The 19,796-nt window shown below is 55.6% G+C and carries 19 protein-coding genes; 15 read left to right on the top strand and 4 right to left on the bottom strand.

What is annotated here, in order from left to right; genetic code table 11:
- The first annotated feature begins 732 nt into the window (after positions 1–732).
- The 10 genes from ACSZPU_RS09535 to hybG all read left to right on the top strand — a co-directional run bounded on the left by ACSZPU_RS09535 (position 733) and on the right by hybG (position 9,499).
- On the top strand, positions 733–2,382 hold the full coding sequence (locus ACSZPU_RS09535; protein ID WP_498997945.1) for a methyl-accepting chemotaxis protein: 1,650 nt from the start codon (positions 733–735) through the stop codon (positions 2,380–2,382).
- Positions 2,383–2,447: 65 nt separating this feature from the next.
- Positions 2,448–2,735: a DUF2623 family protein gene (locus ACSZPU_RS09530; RefSeq protein WP_498997943.1), complete on the top strand. Its 288-nt coding sequence runs from the start codon at positions 2,448–2,450 to the stop codon at positions 2,733–2,735.
- Positions 2,736–2,966: 231 nt separating this feature from the next.
- Positions 2,967–4,094, top strand: a complete 1,128-nt coding sequence (gene hybO, locus ACSZPU_RS09525) for a hydrogenase 2 small subunit (protein ID WP_498997940.1) — start codon at positions 2,967–2,969, stop codon at positions 4,092–4,094.
- A gap of 2 nt (positions 4,095–4,096) precedes the next feature.
- Positions 4,097–5,080, top strand: a complete 984-nt coding sequence (gene hybA, locus ACSZPU_RS09520) for a hydrogenase 2 operon protein HybA (RefSeq protein WP_498997937.1) — start codon at positions 4,097–4,099, stop codon at positions 5,078–5,080.
- Entirely contained in the window at positions 5,070–6,242 is a 1,173-nt protein-coding gene (gene hybB / locus ACSZPU_RS09515; RefSeq protein ID WP_498997934.1) for a Ni/Fe-hydrogenase cytochrome b subunit, read from the top strand. The genes hybA and hybB overlap by 11 nt, the downstream gene beginning before the upstream one ends.
- A complete protein-coding gene (gene hybC, locus ACSZPU_RS09510) occupies positions 6,239–7,942 on the top strand; it encodes a hydrogenase 2 large subunit (protein WP_498997932.1) in 1,704 nt (567 codons plus the stop codon). The genes hybB and hybC overlap by 4 nt, the downstream gene beginning before the upstream one ends.
- The gene (locus ACSZPU_RS09505) at positions 7,942–8,436 is read left to right on the top strand and encodes a HyaD/HybD family hydrogenase maturation endopeptidase (protein ID WP_498997929.1); all 495 of its coding nucleotides are present in this window, start codon (positions 7,942–7,944) and stop codon (positions 8,434–8,436) included. Before hybC ends, ACSZPU_RS09505 begins: the two co-directional genes overlap by 1 nt.
- On the top strand, positions 8,429–8,905 hold the full coding sequence (hybE, locus tag ACSZPU_RS09500) for a hydrogenase-2 assembly chaperone (RefSeq protein WP_498997927.1): 477 nt from the start codon (positions 8,429–8,431) through the stop codon (positions 8,903–8,905). Before ACSZPU_RS09505 ends, hybE begins: the two co-directional genes overlap by 8 nt.
- On the top strand, positions 8,898–9,242 hold the full coding sequence (gene hypA, locus ACSZPU_RS09495; protein WP_498997925.1) for a hydrogenase maturation nickel metallochaperone HypA: 345 nt from the start codon (positions 8,898–8,900) through the stop codon (positions 9,240–9,242). The genes hybE and hypA overlap by 8 nt, the downstream gene beginning before the upstream one ends.
- Before the next feature lie 2 nt (positions 9,243–9,244).
- Entirely contained in the window at positions 9,245–9,499 is a 255-nt protein-coding gene (hybG, locus tag ACSZPU_RS09490) for a hydrogenase maturation factor HybG (RefSeq protein ID WP_498997922.1), read from the top strand.
- On the opposite strand, the gene fucR is transcribed toward hybG, so the two are convergent.
- The 4 genes from fucR to ACSZPU_RS09470 form a co-directional block, all read right to left on the bottom strand.
- The gene (gene fucR / locus ACSZPU_RS09485; RefSeq protein WP_498997919.1) at positions 9,490–10,212 is read right to left on the bottom strand and encodes an L-fucose operon activator; all 723 of its coding nucleotides are present in this window, start codon (positions 10,210–10,212) and stop codon (positions 9,490–9,492) included. The genes hybG and fucR overlap by 10 nt on opposite strands.
- Complete coding sequence (locus ACSZPU_RS09480; protein WP_498997918.1) at positions 10,209–11,195, bottom strand: diguanylate cyclase domain-containing protein; 987 nt, start codon at positions 11,193–11,195, stop codon at positions 10,209–10,211. Before ACSZPU_RS09480 ends, fucR begins: the two co-directional genes overlap by 4 nt.
- A gap of 134 nt (positions 11,196–11,329) precedes the next feature.
- The gene (yghU, locus tag ACSZPU_RS09475) at positions 11,330–12,196 is read right to left on the bottom strand and encodes a glutathione-dependent disulfide-bond oxidoreductase (protein ID WP_498997917.1); all 867 of its coding nucleotides are present in this window, start codon (positions 12,194–12,196) and stop codon (positions 11,330–11,332) included.
- Positions 12,197–12,274: 78 nt separating this feature from the next.
- Positions 12,275–12,829, bottom strand: coding sequence for a DsbA family protein (locus ACSZPU_RS09470; RefSeq protein ID WP_498997916.1), 555 nt, complete (start codon positions 12,827–12,829; stop codon positions 12,275–12,277).
- 273 nt (positions 12,830–13,102) lie between these two features.
- On the opposite strand from ACSZPU_RS09470, the gene cscK reads away from it, so the two are divergent.
- From cscK to ACSZPU_RS09445, 5 genes are all read left to right on the top strand, one after another.
- Positions 13,103–14,029 carry a fructokinase gene (cscK, locus tag ACSZPU_RS09465; protein ID WP_498997913.1) on the top strand — a complete coding sequence of 309 codons (927 nt, stop codon included), beginning with the start codon at positions 13,103–13,105 and terminating at the stop codon, positions 14,027–14,029.
- 152 nt (positions 14,030–14,181) lie between these two features.
- A complete protein-coding gene (locus ACSZPU_RS09460; RefSeq protein WP_498997912.1) occupies positions 14,182–15,699 on the top strand; it encodes a carbohydrate porin in 1,518 nt (505 codons plus the stop codon).
- Positions 15,700–15,767: 68 nt separating this feature from the next.
- Positions 15,768–17,138 (top strand): sucrose-specific PTS transporter subunit IIBC, encoded by a 1,371-nt coding sequence (locus tag ACSZPU_RS09455; RefSeq protein WP_498997910.1) that lies wholly within the window; start codon positions 15,768–15,770, stop codon positions 17,136–17,138.
- Positions 17,138–18,547, top strand: a complete 1,410-nt coding sequence (locus ACSZPU_RS09450; protein ID WP_498997908.1) for a sucrose-6-phosphate hydrolase — start codon at positions 17,138–17,140, stop codon at positions 18,545–18,547. The genes ACSZPU_RS09455 and ACSZPU_RS09450 overlap by 1 nt, the downstream gene beginning before the upstream one ends.
- A 29-nt stretch (positions 18,548–18,576) precedes the next feature.
- Entirely contained in the window at positions 18,577–19,617 is a 1,041-nt protein-coding gene (locus ACSZPU_RS09445) for a substrate-binding domain-containing protein (RefSeq protein WP_498997906.1), read from the top strand.
- The last annotated feature ends 179 nt before the right edge of the window (positions 19,618–19,796 follow it).

The following is a 19,796-nucleotide window of genomic DNA, read 5'->3' as shown; positions in this document are numbered from 1 at the left end:
GCGAGAGGGTTGTGGGTGATAAATTATATTTGTCGAATGTGGCAGGAATAACATTTTGTTTACTCCGTACATCTCACTTAAACCCCGCCTGTATCGGCTCCATTACGCTGTAGCATGTCTTTCATCCCCGTAAAATCAGTCTGTTAGCTATTTTTCTATGGTCTGGTTGGATGTTGACATTCTTCTTGGTTACGGGTAACAAAAATAACCTTTTACGAGAGTTAAAACGCTGTTTATCTGTGCTTAATAATTATTTTAGAAAGAATGTTAATACTTTTTTTATATTCCATGGGGTCGGGGGTTGTAGCGAGTATTTTTAATTGCAAGAGGTGTGGTTGTTGTGTGGGGTTTAATTTAATGCTCTGGTGTTTGTTTTTGTGGGATATTTTGAGAAATCTGTTTTTATATTATTTTTTTAGTTTTTTGAAAATGTTTTGTTTTTATTTTATAAATGGTAATGATAAATGATTAATAAGTTTCCCTCATGATTTAAGGTAGTTACGTGTAGTTTCATTAGGTGACTAACTGTTGAATGTGAATGATAAATTAGACCTTGTTTTAACAAAATATCATTCGTTACCGAAGGGAAACTGCGATTTTTCATGGAAAATCATCGCGCATTTTGTGATCAGTTTTTTTACGTTGAACCATACAAATTCTCTAAATCTTGCCGATAAAGGAATTAAGTCTCACTCGCGGGTGAGCATGTACCTTCACTGCAAGGAAATAAATATGCGTATGCTTCAAAACTTTACTATCCGAATCGTCATGCTGGTGATCCTGGGCATTTTGGGCCTGCTGTGGTCCGGCGTCGGTTTGTATAGTGTTTTCTCTCTTTCAAAAGTGGCCGACGGCAACGAAGTAGATCGCCAGCTCGTGTCACAAATGACATTGCTTAGCCAGGGCAATGACCAATACTTCCGCTTTGTGACGCGTCTTGGGCGCGTAATGGAAACCAAAACCGCAGGCGGCTCCGTCGATTTTGCCCCTGTGCAGCAGGCGCTGGACAGCATGGGGAAAAAACTCACCGAGTTTAAAGCCATCTCTCCGGGACCGATGGATCCGAAAGTGCCAGAACAGGTGATCGGTGCCTGGCAGGCGTTGCTTGACCAGGGTATTACCCCGCAAATGCAGGCCGCCCAGCAAGGAACGGTTGAAGCTTATCGCCAGCAGGCGAATAACGTGACGCCGGCGCTGAGCCGGGCATTTGGCGCAAGCACTGACAGCTTCAATAAAGCAGCAAGCGAGCGTCTGGAAGAAACCCGTGTGATGGTCGACAGCCAGACCCGCATTACTCGCGCCATTATTATTGCCGCGATGGTGCTGGGGTTACTAATTCTACTGTTTACTGACCGCTATCTGGTCACCATGCTGGTGAGACCGCTGGATGCCATTCGTGAGCATTTCACAAAAATGGCGCAGGGCGACCTCAGCCAACCCATCCAGGATTTTGGCCGCAACTGTGTAGGGCGCGTTGTGCCCTTGCTGCGTGCGACTCAGGACAGCCTGCGTGATGCGGTCAGCTCTATCCGTAGCGGCAGTGAGAATATCTGGCGCGGTGCGACTGAGATTTCCAGCGGCAACAATGACCTCTCTTCCCGCACCGAAGAGCAGGCGGCTGCGCTGGAACAGACGGCGGCCAGCATGGAACAACTGACGGCAACCGTTAAGCTGAACGCTGAAAACGCCAGCCAGGCCAGTGAACTGGCCGATGTCGCCTCGTCAACGGCGAGCAAAGGTGGGGCGCTGGTAGAGGAAGTCATCACGACGATGGATGGCATCTCGCAAAGCTCGAAGAAAATTGCTGAAATTACCACGGTCATTAACAGCATCGCTTTCCAGACCAACATCCTGGCACTTAACGCGGCCGTTGAAGCGGCACGTGCCGGCGAGCAGGGGCGTGGCTTTGCGGTGGTGGCGGGTGAAGTCCGTAACCTGGCCAGCCGAAGCGCGGGCGCGGCGAAAGAGATTGAATCGCTGATTGCCGACTCCGTTACCCGTGTGGAGAAAGGGGCTAAACTGGTCAACGACACCGGCACGACGATGGAAGGCATTCTGCGTGCGGTTACCGAAGTCACTACCATCATGAAGCAGATTGCTTCCGCTTCTGCTGAACAGAGCAAAGGCATTTCGCAGGTGGGCGTTGCCATCACCCAGATGGATAGCGTTACCCAGCAGAACGCCTCGCTGGTAGAAGAAGTTTCTGCTGCTGCGGCCGCGCTCAAACGTCAAACAGAAGAGCTGCAGCGTTCTGTACAGCAGTTCCGTCTGTCTGAAAATGAGCAGCTAAAAACCGCTGCGCCTGCGCCGCTGAAAACGCCTGCACTGGGCGGTACCGCTAAGAAAACCGCCGCATCGACGGATGAATGGGTTGCCTTTTAAATAAGACTATCACTGCTCAAAATATCGCTATATAATTTTTTATATAGTGATTGAGGGCAGGAAGAATGGAAAACCATTTTGGCAAAGGTTTGATGGCAGGACTTAAGGCGACCCAGGCAGACGAAGCCGGGAACGTCGCGCATTTTTGTTCTGACTATAAACGTGGTTTTGTACTCGGTTTTTCGCACCGCATGTTCGAAAAAACCGGTGACAGGCAGCTAAGTGCCTGGGAAGCGGGCGTGCTGACGCGCCGTTATGGGCTGGATAAAGATATGGTCATGGACTTCTTTCGTGAGAGCCATTCCAGCGCGGTAATTCGTTTTTTTATGGCGGGTTATCGGGTCGAACGCTAAAGCCCATTGCCGAATGCTTTCAGCTTTTTTCACCTCTTCGAAGAAGCCGTATCTCAGGATGCGGCTTTTTTTTATTGCTGTTCTGGATTCAATGTGACCTGTTGCTCCGATATTGAATTTTTTTTATAGATAGCCACATTTTTTGTGTGATTACTTGATCGCACACGCACAACTATTGTCTAAAACTCGTGTAAAAGAAGGGTTAATTTTTTGGCAATGGAATGACAATGCATGGCTGACGAAATTCCTCAACTGACTTCTTTTACCTCCTGCGGCATTAATCGTCGCGACTTTATGAAGCTTTGTACCGCACTGGCGGCCACGATGGGACTCAGCAGTAATGCTGCCGCAGAGATGGCGCAGGCCGTTACCCAGAGCAAGCGCCCGCCCGTGGTCTGGATTGGGGCGCAGGAGTGTACCGGATGTACTGAATCACTGTTACGCGCAACTCACCCTACCGTGGAAAACCTGGTACTGGAAACCATCTCGCTGGAGTACCACGAAGTGCTCAGCGCGGCGTTTGGTCATCAGGTTGAAGAGAACAAACACCACGCGCTGGAAGCCTATAAAGGTCAGTATGTCCTGGTGGTGGATGGTTCTATTCCGCTGAAAGACAACGGCATTTATTGCATGGTGGCGGGCGAGCCGATTATCGACCATATCCGTAAAGCGGCGGAAAATGCCGCGGCGATTATCGCGATTGGCTCCTGTTCGGCATGGGGCGGTGTTGCCGCAGCCGGGGTCAACCCTACCGGTGCCGTCGGCCTGCAAGAAGTGTTGCCGGGTAAAACGGTGATTAATATCCCGGGCTGCCCGCCAAACCCACATAACTTCCTGGCAACCGTGGCGCACATCATCACCTTTGGTAAGCCGCCGAAGCTCGACGGTAAAAACCGTCCGCTCTTTGCCTATGGTCGCCTTATTCACGAACACTGCGAGCGACGCCCGCATTTCGACGCAGGACGATTCGCCAAAGAGTTCGGCGATGACGGGCACCGTGAAGGCTGGTGCCTCTACCATTTGGGCTGTAAAGGCCCGGAGACCTGGGGCAACTGTTCGACGCTGCAATTCTGCGATGTGGGCGGAGTCTGGCCGGTGTCTATTGGTCACCCCTGCTATGGCTGTAATGAAGAAGGGGTTGGCTTCCATAAAGGCATTCACCAACTGGCGCATGTTGAAAACACCACTCCTCGCGTTGATAAGCCGCAGGTGAACAGTAAAGAGGGCGGCGTGATGTCAGCTTCTGCTGTCGGTTTGCTTGGCGGCGTGGTGGGATTACTGGCAGGCGTCGGGGCGATGACGGTGCGCGAGCTGGGCCGCCAGCAGAAGAAAAACAACGCTGACTCACAGGGAGAGTGACCGTGAACAGACGTAACTTTCTTAAGGTGGCCTCCGGCGGGGTGCTGCTGGCGGGGGGAACATTACCCGTTTCTGCCGCCGTGCATAACCGCCCGGCAATACCTGGCGCATGGGGGATGCTGTACGACTCTACCCTGTGCGTCGGTTGCCAGGCGTGCGTCACCCGCTGCCAGGACATCAACTTTTCGGTGCGTAACCCGCAGGGCGAACAGACCTGGTCCAATAATGCCAAGCTGACGCCCTATACCAACAACATCATTCAGGTTTGGCGCAGCGGTACGGCGCAACATAAAGACCAGCCGACGGACGGTTACGCCTACATCAAAAAACAGTGCATGCACTGCGTTGATCCCAACTGCGTTTCTGTCTGCCCGGTTTCGGCCCTGAAAAAAGATGCCAAAACCGGCATCGTGCATTACGACGCCAGCGTCTGTACAGGCTGTCGCTACTGCATGGTTGCCTGTCCCTACAACGTGCCGAAATACGATTACAACAATCCCTTCGGCGCGCTGCATAAATGCGAGCTGTGCAATCAGGCGGGCGTGGAGCGCCTAAACAAAGGCGGTCTGCCGGGATGCGTTGAAGTCTGCCCAACCGGCGCGGTGATTTTCGGTACGCGTGAAGCGTTGCTGGCCGAGGCGCAAAAACGCCTGACGCTGCAACCGGGCAGTGAATACCGCTACCCGCGTCAGAAGCTGGACGCCAACGATCCTAACGTTCGCGAAGTACCGAAATATCATCCGCATCTTTATGGCGAACATGAAGGGGGCGGCACGCAGGTGATGGTACTGACGGGCGTGCCTTATACCTGTCTGGGCCTGCCGGAGCTGGATGATGTCTCGACCGGCGCGCGTTCAGAAAACATTCAGCACACGGTTTATAAGGGGATGATGTTGCCGCTGGCCGTCCTCGCGGGCTTGACCACGCTGGTGTATCGCCATACCCGAAGCGATGACCATAAGGGAGGGGATGGCGATGCATCATGATCCAAAGCCGCTGGGCGGAAAATTACTCAGTAAACCGATCTACATGTTTGGGCCGCTGATCGTCCTGTGCGGGCTGTTTATTCTCAAGCGCCTGGTTTTCGGTCTGGGATCCGTTTCCGATCTGAACGGCGGCTACCCGTGGGGGATCTGGATCGCCTTCGACCTGTTAATCGGCACCGGGTTTGCCTGTGGCGGCTGGGCGCTCGCCTGGATGGTCTACGCCTTTAATCGCGGCGAATACCATCCGCTGGTGCGCCCTGCGCTGCTGGCCAGCCTGTTCGGTTATTCGCTGGGTGGCTTATCCATTACCGTCGACGTTGGGCGCTACTGGAACCTGCCGTATTTCTACATTCCGGGCCATTTTAACGTCAACTCGGTGCTGTTCGAGACGGCCGTATGTATGACTATTTACATCGGCGTGATGGCGCTGGAATTTGCCCCCGCGTTACTGGAGCGTCTGGGCTGGAAGGTGTCGCTAAAACGGCTGAACAAGGCGATGTTTTTCATCATCGCGCTGGGGGCATTGCTGCCGACCATGCACCAGTCGTCGATGGGATCGCTGATGATTGCCGCCGGGCACAAGGTGCATCCGCTGTGGCAAAGCTATGAAATGCTGCCGCTTTTTTCGCTGCTGACGGCGTTTATTATGGGCTTCTCAATCCTCATTTTTGAAGGCTCTTTGCTGCAGGCGGGGCTAAAAGGGAACGGACCGGATGAACGGCATCTGTTCAGCAAACTCACCACCACGTTGAGCGTATTGCTGGCGCTGTTCCTGGTGGCGCGTTTTGGTGAGCTTATCTGGCGTAACAAACTGCCGTACGCGTTTGCCGGTGACCGTTACAGCCTGACGTTCTGGGCCGAAACACTGCTGATGGTTTTCCCGCTGGTGGCGTTTCGCGTGCGACGTCTGCGCAACGACGCCCGGTTTTTGTTTATCGGTGCCGTGAGTATGCTGCTGGGCTGCGCGCTGTGGCGGTTGTCCTACTCTCTGCTGGCGTTCAATCCCGGCGATGGCTACCACTACTTCCCAACGGCTGAAGAGCTGATCATTTCCATTGGTTTTGTGGCAACGGAGATTTGTGCGTACATCTTACTTATCCGCCTGTTACCCATAATTCCCCCGTTAAAACAACCAGAAAGCCATGAGGCGAGTAAAACATGAGTCAACGTATCACTATCGATCCGGTGACCCGTATTGAGGGTCATTTACGCATTGATTGCGAAATTGAAAACGGCGTGGTTTCCCGGGCCTGGGCATCGGGAACCATGTGGCGCGGAATGGAAGAGATTGTGAAAGGACGGGATCCGCGCGATGCGTGGATGATCGTGCAGCGCATTTGCGGCGTTTGCACCACCACCCATGCGATTTCCTCGGTACGCGCGGCGGAAAGCGCGTTGAAAATCAATGTGCCGCTGAACGCGCAGTACATCCGCAACATCATTCTGGCAGCGCACACGACACACGACCATATCGTTCATTTCTATCAGCTTTCTGCACTCGACTGGGTGGATATCACCTCGGCGCTGCAGGCTGACCCTGAAAAGGCTTCGGCTTTGCTAAAAGGGATTTCGAGCTGGTCGCTTAACAGCGCCGAAGAGCTCACCAAAGTGCAGCAGAAAATTAAAACGCTGGTGGCCAGCGGGCAGTTAGGCATTTTCGCCAATGGTTATTGGGGGCACCCGGCAATGAAACTGCCGCCGGAGATTAACCTGATTGCGGTGGCGCACTATCTGCAGGCGCTGGAGTGCCAGCGCGATGCCAACCGTGTGGTGGCACTGCTCGGTGGCAAAACGCCGCATATCCAGAATCTGGCGGTGGGCGGCGTGGCCAACCCGATTAACCTGGATGGCCTGGGTGTGCTCAACCTTGAGCGCCTGATGTACATCAAAACCTTTATCGACCGCCTGCAGGACTTTGTTGAGCAGGTCTACAAGGTCGATACGGCGGTGATCGCGGCGTTCTATCCGGAATGGCTGACGATGGGCAAAGGTGCGGTCAACTACCTGAGCGCACCGGAGTTCCCAACGGACGCGCAGAACGGCAGCTTCCTTTTCCCCGGTGGCTACATCGCCAACGGTGACCTCTCCACCCGCCGTGAAATCACGTCGCACAGCGACGAATACCTGCTCAAGGGCATTCAGGAGAGCGCAAAACACGCCTGGTATAAAGACGAAGAGCCGCAGGCACCGTGGGAAGGGACAACGATCCCTGCCTACACAGGCTGGCAGGACGAGGGCAAATACAGCTGGGTGAAATCACCGACCTTCTATGGCAAAACCGTGGAAGTCGGCCCGCTGGCAAACATGCTCAATAAGCTGGCCGCGAAGCGGGAATCCACCTGGGAAAAACTCAACGATATCATCGTCATTTACCAGAAACTGACCGGTAAAACGATTGGCGTCGAGCAACTGCACTCCACCCTGGGGCGCGTGATTGGGCGCACCGTTCACGCCTGCGAACTACAGCATATCCTGCAACACCAGTACAACGCGCTGATCGCCAACATCGGCAAAGGCGACCACGTGACCTACGTGAAGCCGGATATCCCGGCGACGGGCGAGTTCAAAGGGGTTGGTTTCCTGGAAGCGCCGCGCGGTATGTTGTCGCACTGGATGGTGATTAAAGACGGGAAAATCAGCAATTATCAGGCGGTCGTTCCTTCGACCTGGAATGCCGGTCCGCGTAACGCCAATGGTGATATCGGACCGTATGAACAGTCGCTGATTGGCACCCCGATTGCGGATGCGAATAAACCGCTGGAAGTGGTGCGTACCATCCACTCGTTTGACCCTTGCATGGCCTGCGCGGTGCACGTGGTCGACGCGGACGGTAACGACGTTGTCTCGGTGAAGGTGTTGTGATGAGCATTTTGGTACTGGGTGTCGGCAACATTTTATTGAGCGACGAAGGCATTGGTGTGCGCGTTATCGAGGCGCTGGAGCAGCGTTATGCGTTGCCGGATGGTGTGGACGTGCTGGATGGCGGCACCGCCGGGATGGAACTGCTCGAAGCTATGGCGAACCGCACTCACCTGATTATCGTTGATGCGATCGTGTCACGTAAAAGCGAGCCGGGTGCGCTGCTCATTCTGCGCGATGACGAAGTGCCAGTACTGTTCAACAATAAAATCTCGCCCCACCAGTTGGGGCTTTCCGATGTCCTTTCCGCCCTGCGCTTTACCGGCGAATTCCCCGACAAGATCACGCTGGTGGGGGTCATCCCCCACTCGCTGGAGCCGCATATCGGGCTTACGTCAACCGTCGAGGCAAGCCTGGAACCCGCGCTGCAGTCGGTGCTGGCGGCCTTAGTGGAGTCTGGTGTCACGCCAACACTACGGGAGACAGCGCATGCATGATTTCCCCGGTTTTGCGGCTTCCCCGCACGGCGTGGTGCAGGCCGCGTTCGAACGTATTGCCGCAGAAGAGATGCTGGATTTGCCCTTTTTACATCCGACAATGCCGGTTTTTGTTCCCGGCTTTACGCTGTTTGAAGGGCAGTGGATCGGCAGCATATTGACGCCCTGGATGCTGAGTCTGGCTATCTTTCCCGGCCCGGAGCAGTCCTGGCCGCCGCGTAAAGTGGGGGAAAAGCTCGGCCTGCAACTTCCCTTTGGCGAGATGATGTTTACCGTGGGGGAGCTGGACGGGATTTCGCAGTATTGTGCCTGTTCGTTGATGTCGCCGCTGGCGCACGAACTCACGCTCGATCAAGGCAAAGCGCTGGCCCAGGACTGCCTGCGGATGGTGCTTTCCCTGCCGGTGCGTGACCCGCAGATCAGCCGCCGTGCCCTGTTTGCGGGCCTGAAAGGGGGCGAGTATGCATGAGCTTTCCCTGTGCCAGAACCTGGTTGAGATCCTTGAACAGCAGGCTCAGCAGCATGGGGCAAAGCGGGTGACGGGCGTCTGGCTGGAACTGGGAGCGTTTGCCTGCGTCGAGGAGAGCGCCCTGCGTTTTGGCTTTGAGATAACCTGTCGGGGAACGGTGGCTGAAGGGTGTCAGTTGCACCTTTCCCAGCGTCCTTCGCTCGCCTGGTGCTGGAACTGCAACGCCAGCGTTGAGGTGAGCGGGGAAGAGGTTTGTCCGCATTGCCAGAGTCCCGGATTACAGCGGGAAAACGACAGCGGCATGCAAATCAAAAGTATCGAAGTCGATCAGGAGTAGCTATGTGTATTGGTGTGCCCGGCCAGGTGGTGAGCGTCGGTGAAAGCGTCCATCATCTGGCGCAGGTCGATGTTTGCTGCGTTCGCCGCGAGGTGAACATTATGTTGGTGTGTGAAGGTGAACCCGCGGGGCTGCTTGGTCAGTGGGTGCTGGTGCATGTGGGTTTTGCGATGAGCGTCATAGACGAGGACGAAGCCCTCGCCACACTCGAAGCCCTGCGCGAGCTGGATATGGATTTCACCGAACCTCAAAGATGAAGCGTACCGGGTTTGGCATCGGTAATCATCTGGGTGACCAGCGCCAGATTACCGATTTTCGCTTCGCTGGCCCGGTAAAATTTACTCTTATCAATCAGCAGCAAAGACTGGCTCGTCCGGCGCAGAAGGTGCGCTTTGTAGGTGGCATTATATTTCGTTGAATCCCACATCTCCCCGCTGGCATCTACCCCTTCGCAGGAAAAAATAAACAGGTCGACCTCGAGCGATTTCAGCATCGTGACCAGCGCCGGGTTCACGTAGCAGCGATTCTGCCGCTCCAGCCGTCCGCCGGAACAAATCAGGTTGATATGCTGGCGGCGCGCCATCTCCTGGCAAACGGGCAGGCTGTTGGTGAAGACCGTCAGGGGGATATCCGGTAGCTGGCGCGCCAGGTGAAAACAGGTTGAGCTGGCATCCAGCGCCAGCGTCATTCCTTGCTCAATCCAGTTCAGGGCGTGGCGGGCGATATCGGCTTTGTCCGCATAGTGGCTTTTGCGCCGGGCGTAAAACGGCTCGCCATCATTCTGCTGCGGGGTGTGCAGTAAGCGCGCCCGGCCGTGGCGACGGACAATCTTTCCCTGGGTCTGCAGGAATTTCAAGTCCCGACGAATGGTCTCTTTGCTCACACCAAGCTGGCCGGCGAGCGCGTCGGTGGTCAATGTCTCATGTTCTGCCAGTAGCTGAATTAGCGAGTCCTGGCGTGTCATTTTCATGTTGGCTCCGCCTGCCGGTACGAGAGGGACAACAGCGTGTGACCAATGGCCGCGCCATTTTTACCGGTATGTTTAATCTGGTACATCGACTGGTCCGCGCGCCGTAGCGCGTTAACAAAATCGTCGTCACGCTGCACTTCATCAATGCCGATAGACGCTCCCACCTGCGCATCGCCATTGTCCAGTTCGAACGGGGTGAGCGCGGCACGCAGGCAATTATGCGCGGTGCTGTTGATGAGCAAACTGTTGAGCGCAAACGGCAGCAGCAGAACAAACTCATCGCCCCCGAGACGCCCCACCACCGACCCTTCCGGACAGGCCTCACGCAGGCGCAGGCTCAACTGTATCAACAATTCATCACCGCTACGGTGACCAAAGGTATCGTTGACGACTTTAAAATCGTCCAGATCGATAAACGCCACACACAGCGGGCCTGCCGCCTTGAGCGTATCGAAATGGTTAATCAATGCGTGACGGTTCGCCAGCCCGGTCAGCGGGTCGTGGTTCGCCAGCGCCGCGAGCTGCTCTTCGTACTGCTTCTCTTTGGTCATGTCGATATGCGTACCGGTAACCTTTAGCGGCTTACCGTCGCTATCCCAGTCGGTGACGCGTCCGCGGTCCAGCACCCAGGTGATGGTGCCGTTTTTGTGCTGCATTCGGTGCAGCGCTTCGTAGAACGGGGTTTTGCCGTGCAGGTGATCGTAAAACGCGTCCAGAACGCGCTGACGGTCATCCTCGTGCAGGTGATCTTTCCAGACATCGAACTGGGCGCTGAGCTCCTTTGGCTGGTAGCCGAGCATCGACCCCCAGCGGCGGTTGTAGATAATCAGCTTCCCGCTTGGCACATCAAGCTGCCATAAACACAGCCCCGTGCCATCCAGCGCCGCGCTGAGCTTATTACGGGCATCACGCGCAAGCCGCACCAGACGGGCGTTATGCTTTTTCAGATTCTGGATCTGCTGTTTTAGCGCATTTTCAGACATTTGGCGTGATTATGGATAAATAAAATGCATTCTTACTGGTTATCTCAGGGGATGTAAATACGATGTGATAAAAACAGTTTAAGGCACGAGCGGAGTAGGGAATTCCCGGGCGAGTGCCGCCCGGGAAGAGGGGGTTAGCCGTTGCGTTTGTCTTCGGTGTGGGTCTCGAAGTCGCTGGCATCGTGGCGTTCATGCAGCTGTTCGCCCGGCTCGCCAAAGGTCCGGTTAACCATGCGCCCGCGTTTCACGGCTGGACGCTCGGCAACCTCTTTGGCCCAGCGCAGGACATTCTTGTAGCCACTGGCTTCAAGGAACTCGTCGGCGTTGTAGACGTTGCCCAGCACCACGTTGCCATACCACGGCCAAATCGCCATATCGGCAATGGTGTATTCATCACCCGCAACAAATTTATGCGCAGCCAGCTGCTTATCCAGCACGTCCAGCTGGCGTTTCGCTTCCATGGTAAAGCGGTTGATTGCGTACTCGATTTTCACCGGCGCATAGTTATAGAAGTGACCAAAGCCACCGCCGAGGAACGGCGCAGAGCCTTGCAGCCAGAACAGCCAGTTCAGCGTCTCAGTGCGCCCGGCGAGATCGTTGGGCAGGAAGAGACCAAATTTTTCTGCCAGATAAAGCAGAATCGCGCCGGATTCAAACACGCGGGTCGGCGGCGTGGTGGAGTGGTCGCGCAGCGCCGGGATTTTGGAGTTCGGGTTCACGTCAACAAAACCGCTGGAGAACTGGTCGCCTTCACCGATGCGAATCAGCCAGGCGTCGTATTCCGCCTCTTTAACCCCTTTCGCCAGCAGCTCTTCCAGCATGATCGTCACTTTCTGGCCGTTCGGTGTGCCCAGCGAATAAAGCTGTAGCGGGTGCTTACCAACGGGTAATTCTTTGTCATGGGTCGCGCCGGAAACAGGGCGGTTGATATTGGCGAATGCGCCACCGCTGGCTTTATCCCACGTCCAGACTTTGGGTGGCTGATAGTTGTTTTCTGACATGTTGACCTGCCTTTTCGTTAAGGTGTTGAAGCAGTGTAGCAGCCGTCGAATGGGGGCGTGTTTCCCCCCATTGTCTTATCAGGCCAGAATGCGCGCGGCCCAGGCGCTGATGTCATCACCGCTGCCCAGATCCGCCTGTACCAGACCGTTGACCATAAAGGTCGGGGAAACATGGATACCGTTCTGGCGAGCGTATTTGCAGTGCCATTTGATTTCGGCCTGCAGTTCCGGGCGCGCAAAAGCCTCACCCAGTTTCACGCCGCTGTAGTTCTCAATGCGTTCAATAATCTGCTGCGGCGTGGCGTCCATATTCGGGCCACTGCAGTGGTCGGTAAATTCAAACTCTTCGCGATGATCGGCCACGGCCTGCATCACTCTATGCGCGGCATCGCGGCCATTCGGCAGCGTGGAAGCCGCCAGAATGCAGCGTACGATGACGCCGGAGAACATATGCCAGGGCTGCGACTGCAGGCGAATTTTCACCGTCACCTTGTCTTCGCCCACGTCTTTAAGCAGTGCATCCAGCTTGTTAAACGCGCGTACGGAGAACGGGCAGGTGGGTTCCAGAAATACTTCGAAAGTGCGTGGTCCGTGGCCCCAGACCAGCGGCTCGGCGTGTAGCGGTTGGCTCATGTTCACTCCTGATGTTTAGCCGTTTATTGTGGCAAAAGTGAGGGTTGTGCTGAAGAAAGAGAATATCAGGATGTGTTTTCGTGAGGCACTGGAATTGATGAATTTGTCTTAGCCAAAGGCTAAACCGCCCGAAAAGCCAATCCAACGGGCGCACATTCACCAGCGCTGATAGGGGAAATGTGGGGCTGGTCGTTTTCCTGGTATCACAGAATAGATTGATTTGCTAAACCGGTTTAATTAGATTTTAGCAATACATTTTGTTGGGAGAAAACCATGTCAGCTCAAGTCTGGTGTCTGGGTGATGCCGTTGTGGACCTGTTACCTGAGGGGAACGGACGATTAATGCAGTGCGCGGGAGGGGCCCCCGCGAATGTGGCCGTCGGCGTTGCGCGGCTGGGTGGGAAAAGCGGTTTTATCGGCCGGGTGGGCCAGGATCCGTTTGGCAAATTTATGCACGCCACGCTCTGTGAGGAGCAGGTGGATACCGAATGTATGACCTTTGATCCGGCGCAGCGCACCTCCACGGTGGTGGTAGCGCTGGACGATGAAGGCGAGCGTTCGTTCACGTTTATGGTGCGACCGAGCGCCGATCTCTTTTTACAGGCCGATGATTTGCCGACCTTTCAACAGGGAGAGTGGCTACATAGCTGTTCCATTGCGCTGTCGGCAGAACCTTCGCGCTCCACGGCATTACTCGCTATGCAGCGCATGCGTGAAGCGGGCGGGTTCGTCAGTTTCGACCCCAATATTCGCGCCGACCTCTGGTTGGACCCGCAGGTGTTGCACCGCTGTCTGGCGTTCGCCTTTGATCTGGCCGATGTGGTGAAGCTTTCAGAAGAGGAGCTGGCCTTTATCACCGCGTCCACTGACTTACGCACCGGCATGAGAATCCTGGTAAAACGTTTTGCTATCAAGCTGTTGCTGGTCACGCAGGGGAAGGCGGGTGTGCTGGCCCTGTTCCAGGGGGACATTTTCCATTACCCCTGTATGCCCGTGATAAGCGTGGATACCACCGGCGCCGGAGATGCCTTCGTGGCCGGGCTGCTGTGGCGACTGGCACAGGCGGGCTTACCCCAAAGTGAGCCGGAACTGGCGTTATACCTTGAGAGCGCGCAGCGCTGCGGTGCTCTGGCGACCACGGCGAAAGGGGCCATGACCGCGTTACCCCGGCTTGAGGCGCTGATGACTCCGCAGGGCTGATTTCCATCCCGATTTGCGACCCTCCTCACATTCACTAAACCGGTTTAGCAAATTTGTTTGCGCGTTGAAATTAACCTTGATTATGATTCGCAACTAAACCGGTTTAGCAAAATGTTCAGCACTTTTACCTCTTTCATAGGGACGCAAAAACAATGAAAAAAAGCACGCTCGCTATCACGCTGAGTTTGTTAATAGGATCCGGTTCCGCACTCGCGGCAGACACGGGGTCGAGCAGCATCGAGGCGCGCCTTGCCGCGCTGGAGCAACGCCTGCAGGCCGCAGAACAACGGGCGTCCAACGCCGAAAAAAGAGCCGAGGCCGCGGAGTTGCAGGCTAAAAACCTGGCGACCGAGCAGCAGAAAACGCAAACCACCACCGCCGAGGTCGCCCAGCGCACCACACAGTTGGAGCAGAAATCTTCCCAGGACGGCGGGTTTGAATTTCACGGCTATGCCCGCTCGGGCCTGCTGATGAACGACTCTGTGGCCAAAACCCAGGGCGGACCGGGCATGACGCCGGCGGGTGAAACCGGTGGGCACGTAGGGCGTCTGGGCAACGAGCCGGATACCTACGTCGAGCTTAATCTTGAACACAAACAGACCCTTGCCAACGGTGCCACCACCCGTTTCAAAGTGATGCTGGCCGATGGGCAGCGCAGCTATAACGACTGGACAGCATCCAGCAGTGACCTCAACCTGCGCCAGGCCTTTACCGAACTGGGGCATCTGCCGACGTTCACCGGGGCGTTTAAAGACTCCACCGTCTGGGCCGGTAAACGCTTCGACCGCGATAACTTCGATATCCACTGGATCGACTCGGACGTGATTTTCCTCGCCGGGACCGGGGCCGGTATCTATGACATGAAGTGGAGTGATAACGCGCGCAGTAACTTCTCTCTCTACGGTCGCACCTTCGGTGATATCGAGAACAGCGAAAACAACGCCCAGAACTACATTCTGACGCTGAACAACTATTTCGGTCCGGTGCAGGCGATGGTCAGCGGCATGCGGGCGAAAGATAACGACGATCGCCTCGACATTGATGGCAACAAAGTGAAAAGCGATGCGGCGAACACCGGTGTTCATGCCCTGTTAGGGCTGCACAACGACAGCTTCTATGGCCTGCGTGACGGGATGTCGAAAACGGCGCTGCTGTACGGTCATGGCCTGGGTGCGGAGGTAAAAACGGTGGGGGCTGACGGTGCGCTGTTACCGCAGGCCGATACCTGGCGTCTGGCGACCTACGGCATGACGCCGCTGGGCGGTGGCTGGCACATTGCGCCAGCGGTACTGGCGCAAAGCAGCAAAGACCGTTATGTCAAAGGCGACAGCTACGAGTGGGCGACCTTCAACATGCGCCTGATTCAGGAGCTGACGCAGAATTTCGAGATGCAGTACGAAGGCAGCTATCAGTACATGGATCTCAAACCAGAGGGCTACAACAGCCGCAATGCGGTTAACGGCAGCTTCTACAAACTCACCGTCGCACCGACGTTAAAAGCGGGTGACGTTGGCGAGTTCCTAAAACGCCCTGAACTGCGTCTTTTCGCCTCCTGGATGGACTGGGATCATAAGCTGGACCACTATGCCAGCGATGATGCCCTGGGCAGCAGTGGCTTTAAATCTGGCGGCCAATGGACCTTCGGCGTGCAGATGGAAACCTGGTTCTGATAATCCAGCCCCTCTAAGGGGCTTTTTACGCGCTAATTATTATAAATTGCAATAAAACAGAGGCTTATATGGACTTCGAACAGATTTCCCGGTCGCTATTACCGCTGCTGGGCGGCAAGGACAATATCGTCAGTGCAGCGCATTGCGCCACGCGTCTGCGACTGGTGCTGGCGGAAGACGCCAAAGCGGACACCACCGCGATCGGTAAAATTGACGGCGTGAAAGGCTGTTTCCGTAACGCCGGGCAGCTACAGGTGATTTTCGGCACCGGCGTGGTGAACAAAGTGTATGCCGCGTTTATCAAAGAGGCAGGGATTGGCGAAACGAGTAAGTCCGAAGCCGCTGCCATTGCTGCGCGTAAGCTGAACCCGTTCCAGCGCGTGGCTCGTTTGCTGTCGAACATTTTCGTCCCGATCATCCCGGCGATTGTGGCCTCGGGTTTGTTGATGGGGCTGCTGGGGATGGTGAAAACCTACGGCTGGGTGAACCCGGACAATGCGCTTTACATCATGCTGGATATGTTCAGTTCGGCGGCGTTCATTATCCTGCCGATCCTGATTGGCTTCACTGCGGCACGGGAATTTGGCGGTAACCCTTACCTGGGCGCGACGCTGGGCGGCATTCTGACCCACCCGGCGCTGACCAACGCCTGGGGCGTGGCCGCCGGGTTCCATACCATGAACTTTTTTGGTATTGAAGTGGCGATGATCGGCTACCAGGGCACGGTCTTCCCGGTGCTGCTTGCCGTCTGGTTTATGAGTATTGTCGAAAAACAGCTGCGCAGAATGATTCCGGACGCGCTGGACCTGATCCTGACGCCGTTTTTAACCGTGATCATTACCGGTTTTGTGGCGCTGCTTGTTATCGGCCCGGCGGGTCGTGCATTGGGTGACGGTATCTCCTTTGTACTGAGTACGCTTATCACCCATGCGGGCTGGCTGGCGGGGCTGCTGTTCGGCGGGCTTTACTCGGTGATTGTTATCACCGGGGTGCACCACAGCTTCCATGCCATCGAAGCCGGGTTACTGGGCAATCCGTCGATTGGCGTAAACTTCCTGCTGCCCATCTGGGCGATGGCAAACGTTGCTCAGGGTGGTGCCTGTCTGGCGGTGTGGTTCAAAACCAAAGATGCGAAAATCAAAGCCATCACGCTGCCGTCGGCATTTTCTGCCGTGCTCGGCATTACAGAAGCGGCGATTTTTGGTATCAACCTGCGTTTTGTGAAACCCTTTATTGCCGCGCTGATTGGCGGTGCAGTGGGTGGGGCATGGGTCGTTTCCGTCCACGTCTACATGACCGCCGTTGGCCTGACCGGTATTCCGGGCATGGCCATTGTGCAGGCCAGTTCGCTGCTGAATTATGCTATCGGGATGGTGATTGCGTTCAGCGTCGCCTTTGTTATCTCTTACCTGCTTAAATACAAAACGGACTCAGAATAATGACTTCTTCAACCCTGTTGCCGGAGATTTTACTGTCTGTACTCAAAGGCCAACCGAAAGCGCTGCGCGACAGTCACTATCCGGCCTGGCATCTGGCCCCGGTGACGGGGCTGTTGAATGACCCAAACGGTTTTATCCATTTCCAGGGACGGTTTCATCTGTTCTATCAATGGAACCCGCTCGGCTGCCAGCATATTCACAAATGCTGGGGCCACTGGAGCTCGGCTGATTTGCTGCACTGGCAGCACGAGCCGTTAGCCCTGATGCCCGTTGATGACTATGACCGCAGCGGCTGTTATTCCGGCAGCGCGGTCGACAATCAGGGCGAACTGACGCTGTGCTATACCGGCAACGTCAAATTCGCCGACGGCGGGCGCACGGCATGGCAGTGCCTGGCGGTGCAAAACGCCGAAGGCGGCTTCGACAAACTCGGGCCGGTGATAGCGCTGCCGGAAGGCTATACCGGGCATGTCAGAGATCCGAAAGTCTGGCAGCACGAAAACCAGTGGTACATGGTGCTGGGCGCGCAGGATCTGGCGCTTCGCGGCAAAGTACTGCTGTTGCGCTCCGACGATTTGCACCACTGGCAGTTCCTTGGCGAACTGGCCGGTAGCGGTCTCGGCGGCTTAGGCGAGGCGGGGTATATGTGGGAGTGCCCGGATTTGTTCACTATCGGGGCGGATACCTTCCTGATTTGCTGCCCGCAAGGGGTTGCCCGCGAGGAACACCGTTTCCTTAATACTCATCCGAGCGCGTATCTGAGGGGAACCTTCTCTCCGGAACAGGCGACGTTCGAGCACGGCGCGTTGCACGAACTTGACGCCGGCTTTGAGTTTTACGCCCCGCAAACCACCCAAAGCGCCGACGGTCGCCGCCTGCTGGTGGGTTGGATGGGCGTGCCGGATGGTGAAGAGATGCGCCAGCCCACGGTGGCGCAGGGCTGGATCCATCAAATGACCTGCGTACGCGAGCTGTCTTCACGCAACGGTAAGCTGTATCAACAGCCGGTGCGGGAGCTACAGGCGCTGCGCGAAGAGGCACACCATTTCGCAGGTCGTGGGGATAACGCGCCAGTGATTGACGCACAGCTTCTGGAACTGGTGATCGAGAGTGAAGGCGAACTGATACTCAATTTTGGCGATACGTTGATGTTGCACTGGCAGAAAAACCAGCTGCGTCTCGACCGTCGAAGCCTGGAAAACGGCGAGTGGCTTTCGCGCTACTGGTTAGGGGAGGCGAATAAATTGCAGATTCTGTGCGACCACTCCAGCGTGGAGATCTTCATTAATGACGGTGCTGGTGTAATGAGCAGCCGCTACTTCCCGTCACATCCTGCACAATTAACCTTTGCAGGACGGGGAGAACTGCGGGCGCAATACTGGTCGTTACGCCCTTGCATGGTAGAATAACGACTTGTTTCATTAACCGATGCATTGTCGTGAGAAAAACAAAACGCGTTACCATCACTGATATCGCCGCGCTGGCGGGCGTCTCCAAAGCCACCGCCAGCCTGGTACTCAATGGACGAGGTAAAGAGTTACGCGTGGCGCAGGAAACCCGTCAGCGTGTGCTTTCGCTTGCTCAGCAGCACCACTATCAGCCGAGTATCCATGCCCGGCTGTTGCGCGAGGATCGTAGCCACACGCTCGGACTGGTGGTGCCTGAAATCACCAACCACGGGTTTGCCGCCTTTTCTCATGAGCTGGAAAACCTGTGCCGTGAGGCAGGGTTACAGCTTCTGATCTCCTGCACCGATGAAAATGCCAGTCAGGAATCCGTCGTGGTCAACAATCTGGTCTCCCGGCAGGTGGATGGACTAATTGTCGCCTCCAGCATGCTCAACGATGCCGATTACCTGAAACTCAGTGAGCAATTGCCCGTCGTCCTGTTCGACCGCTACATGAATAGCACGCCGTTGCCGCTGGTCATCACCGACGCGGTGGCCCCAACTGCCGATCTGGTTGAACGCCTGGCGCGCGCCAATCCTGACGAAATCTACTTTTTAGGCGGCCAACCGCGCCTCTCGCCTACCAAAGATCGCCTGGCGGGTTTCACCCAAGGTCTGGAAAGGGCAGGCGTGACGCTGCGCCCCGAGTGGATTATCCACGGCAATTATCATCCGAGCAGCGGCTACGAAATGTTTGCTGCCCTCTGCGCGAAGCTGGGACGCCCGCCAAAAGCCCTGTTTACCGCGGCATGTGGGCTGCTGGAAGGGGTGCTACGCTACATGAGCCAGCACCACTTACTGGAAAGCGATATTCAAATTGCGAGCTTCGACGACCACTACCTTTATGATTCGCTGTCGCTGAGTATCGATACCGTTGAGCAGAATATTCCGCGCCTGGCGTACGACTGCTTTGACCTTATCACCCAGTTGATTGAGGGCAATGAGCCTACCGACCAGCAACGTATTCTGCCCGCGACCCTGCGCCTGCGTAATGCACAATTGAAAAAAGCCGATTCCATACCGGCTGGCTGATTCATTTGTACCTCCTCATAACAACCACGTAAAGGGAAGCAGTGTTCCCGCACGTGGTTATTCATTTTCCGGTTAGAACGTAATCTGCTTCTGACGTAATTACTCCGCGAATTCAGATAATAAGTGCAACGCTCGGACATGATTGTGGAGAGTGTAGGAGGAAGGGTTAACTACCGATA

Source organism: Phytobacter sp. V69, from assembly GCF_965644215.1.
Lineage (GTDB): Bacteria > Pseudomonadota > Gammaproteobacteria > Enterobacterales > Enterobacteriaceae > Phytobacter.
This window is presented reverse-complemented; position numbering and strand designations above follow the sequence as displayed.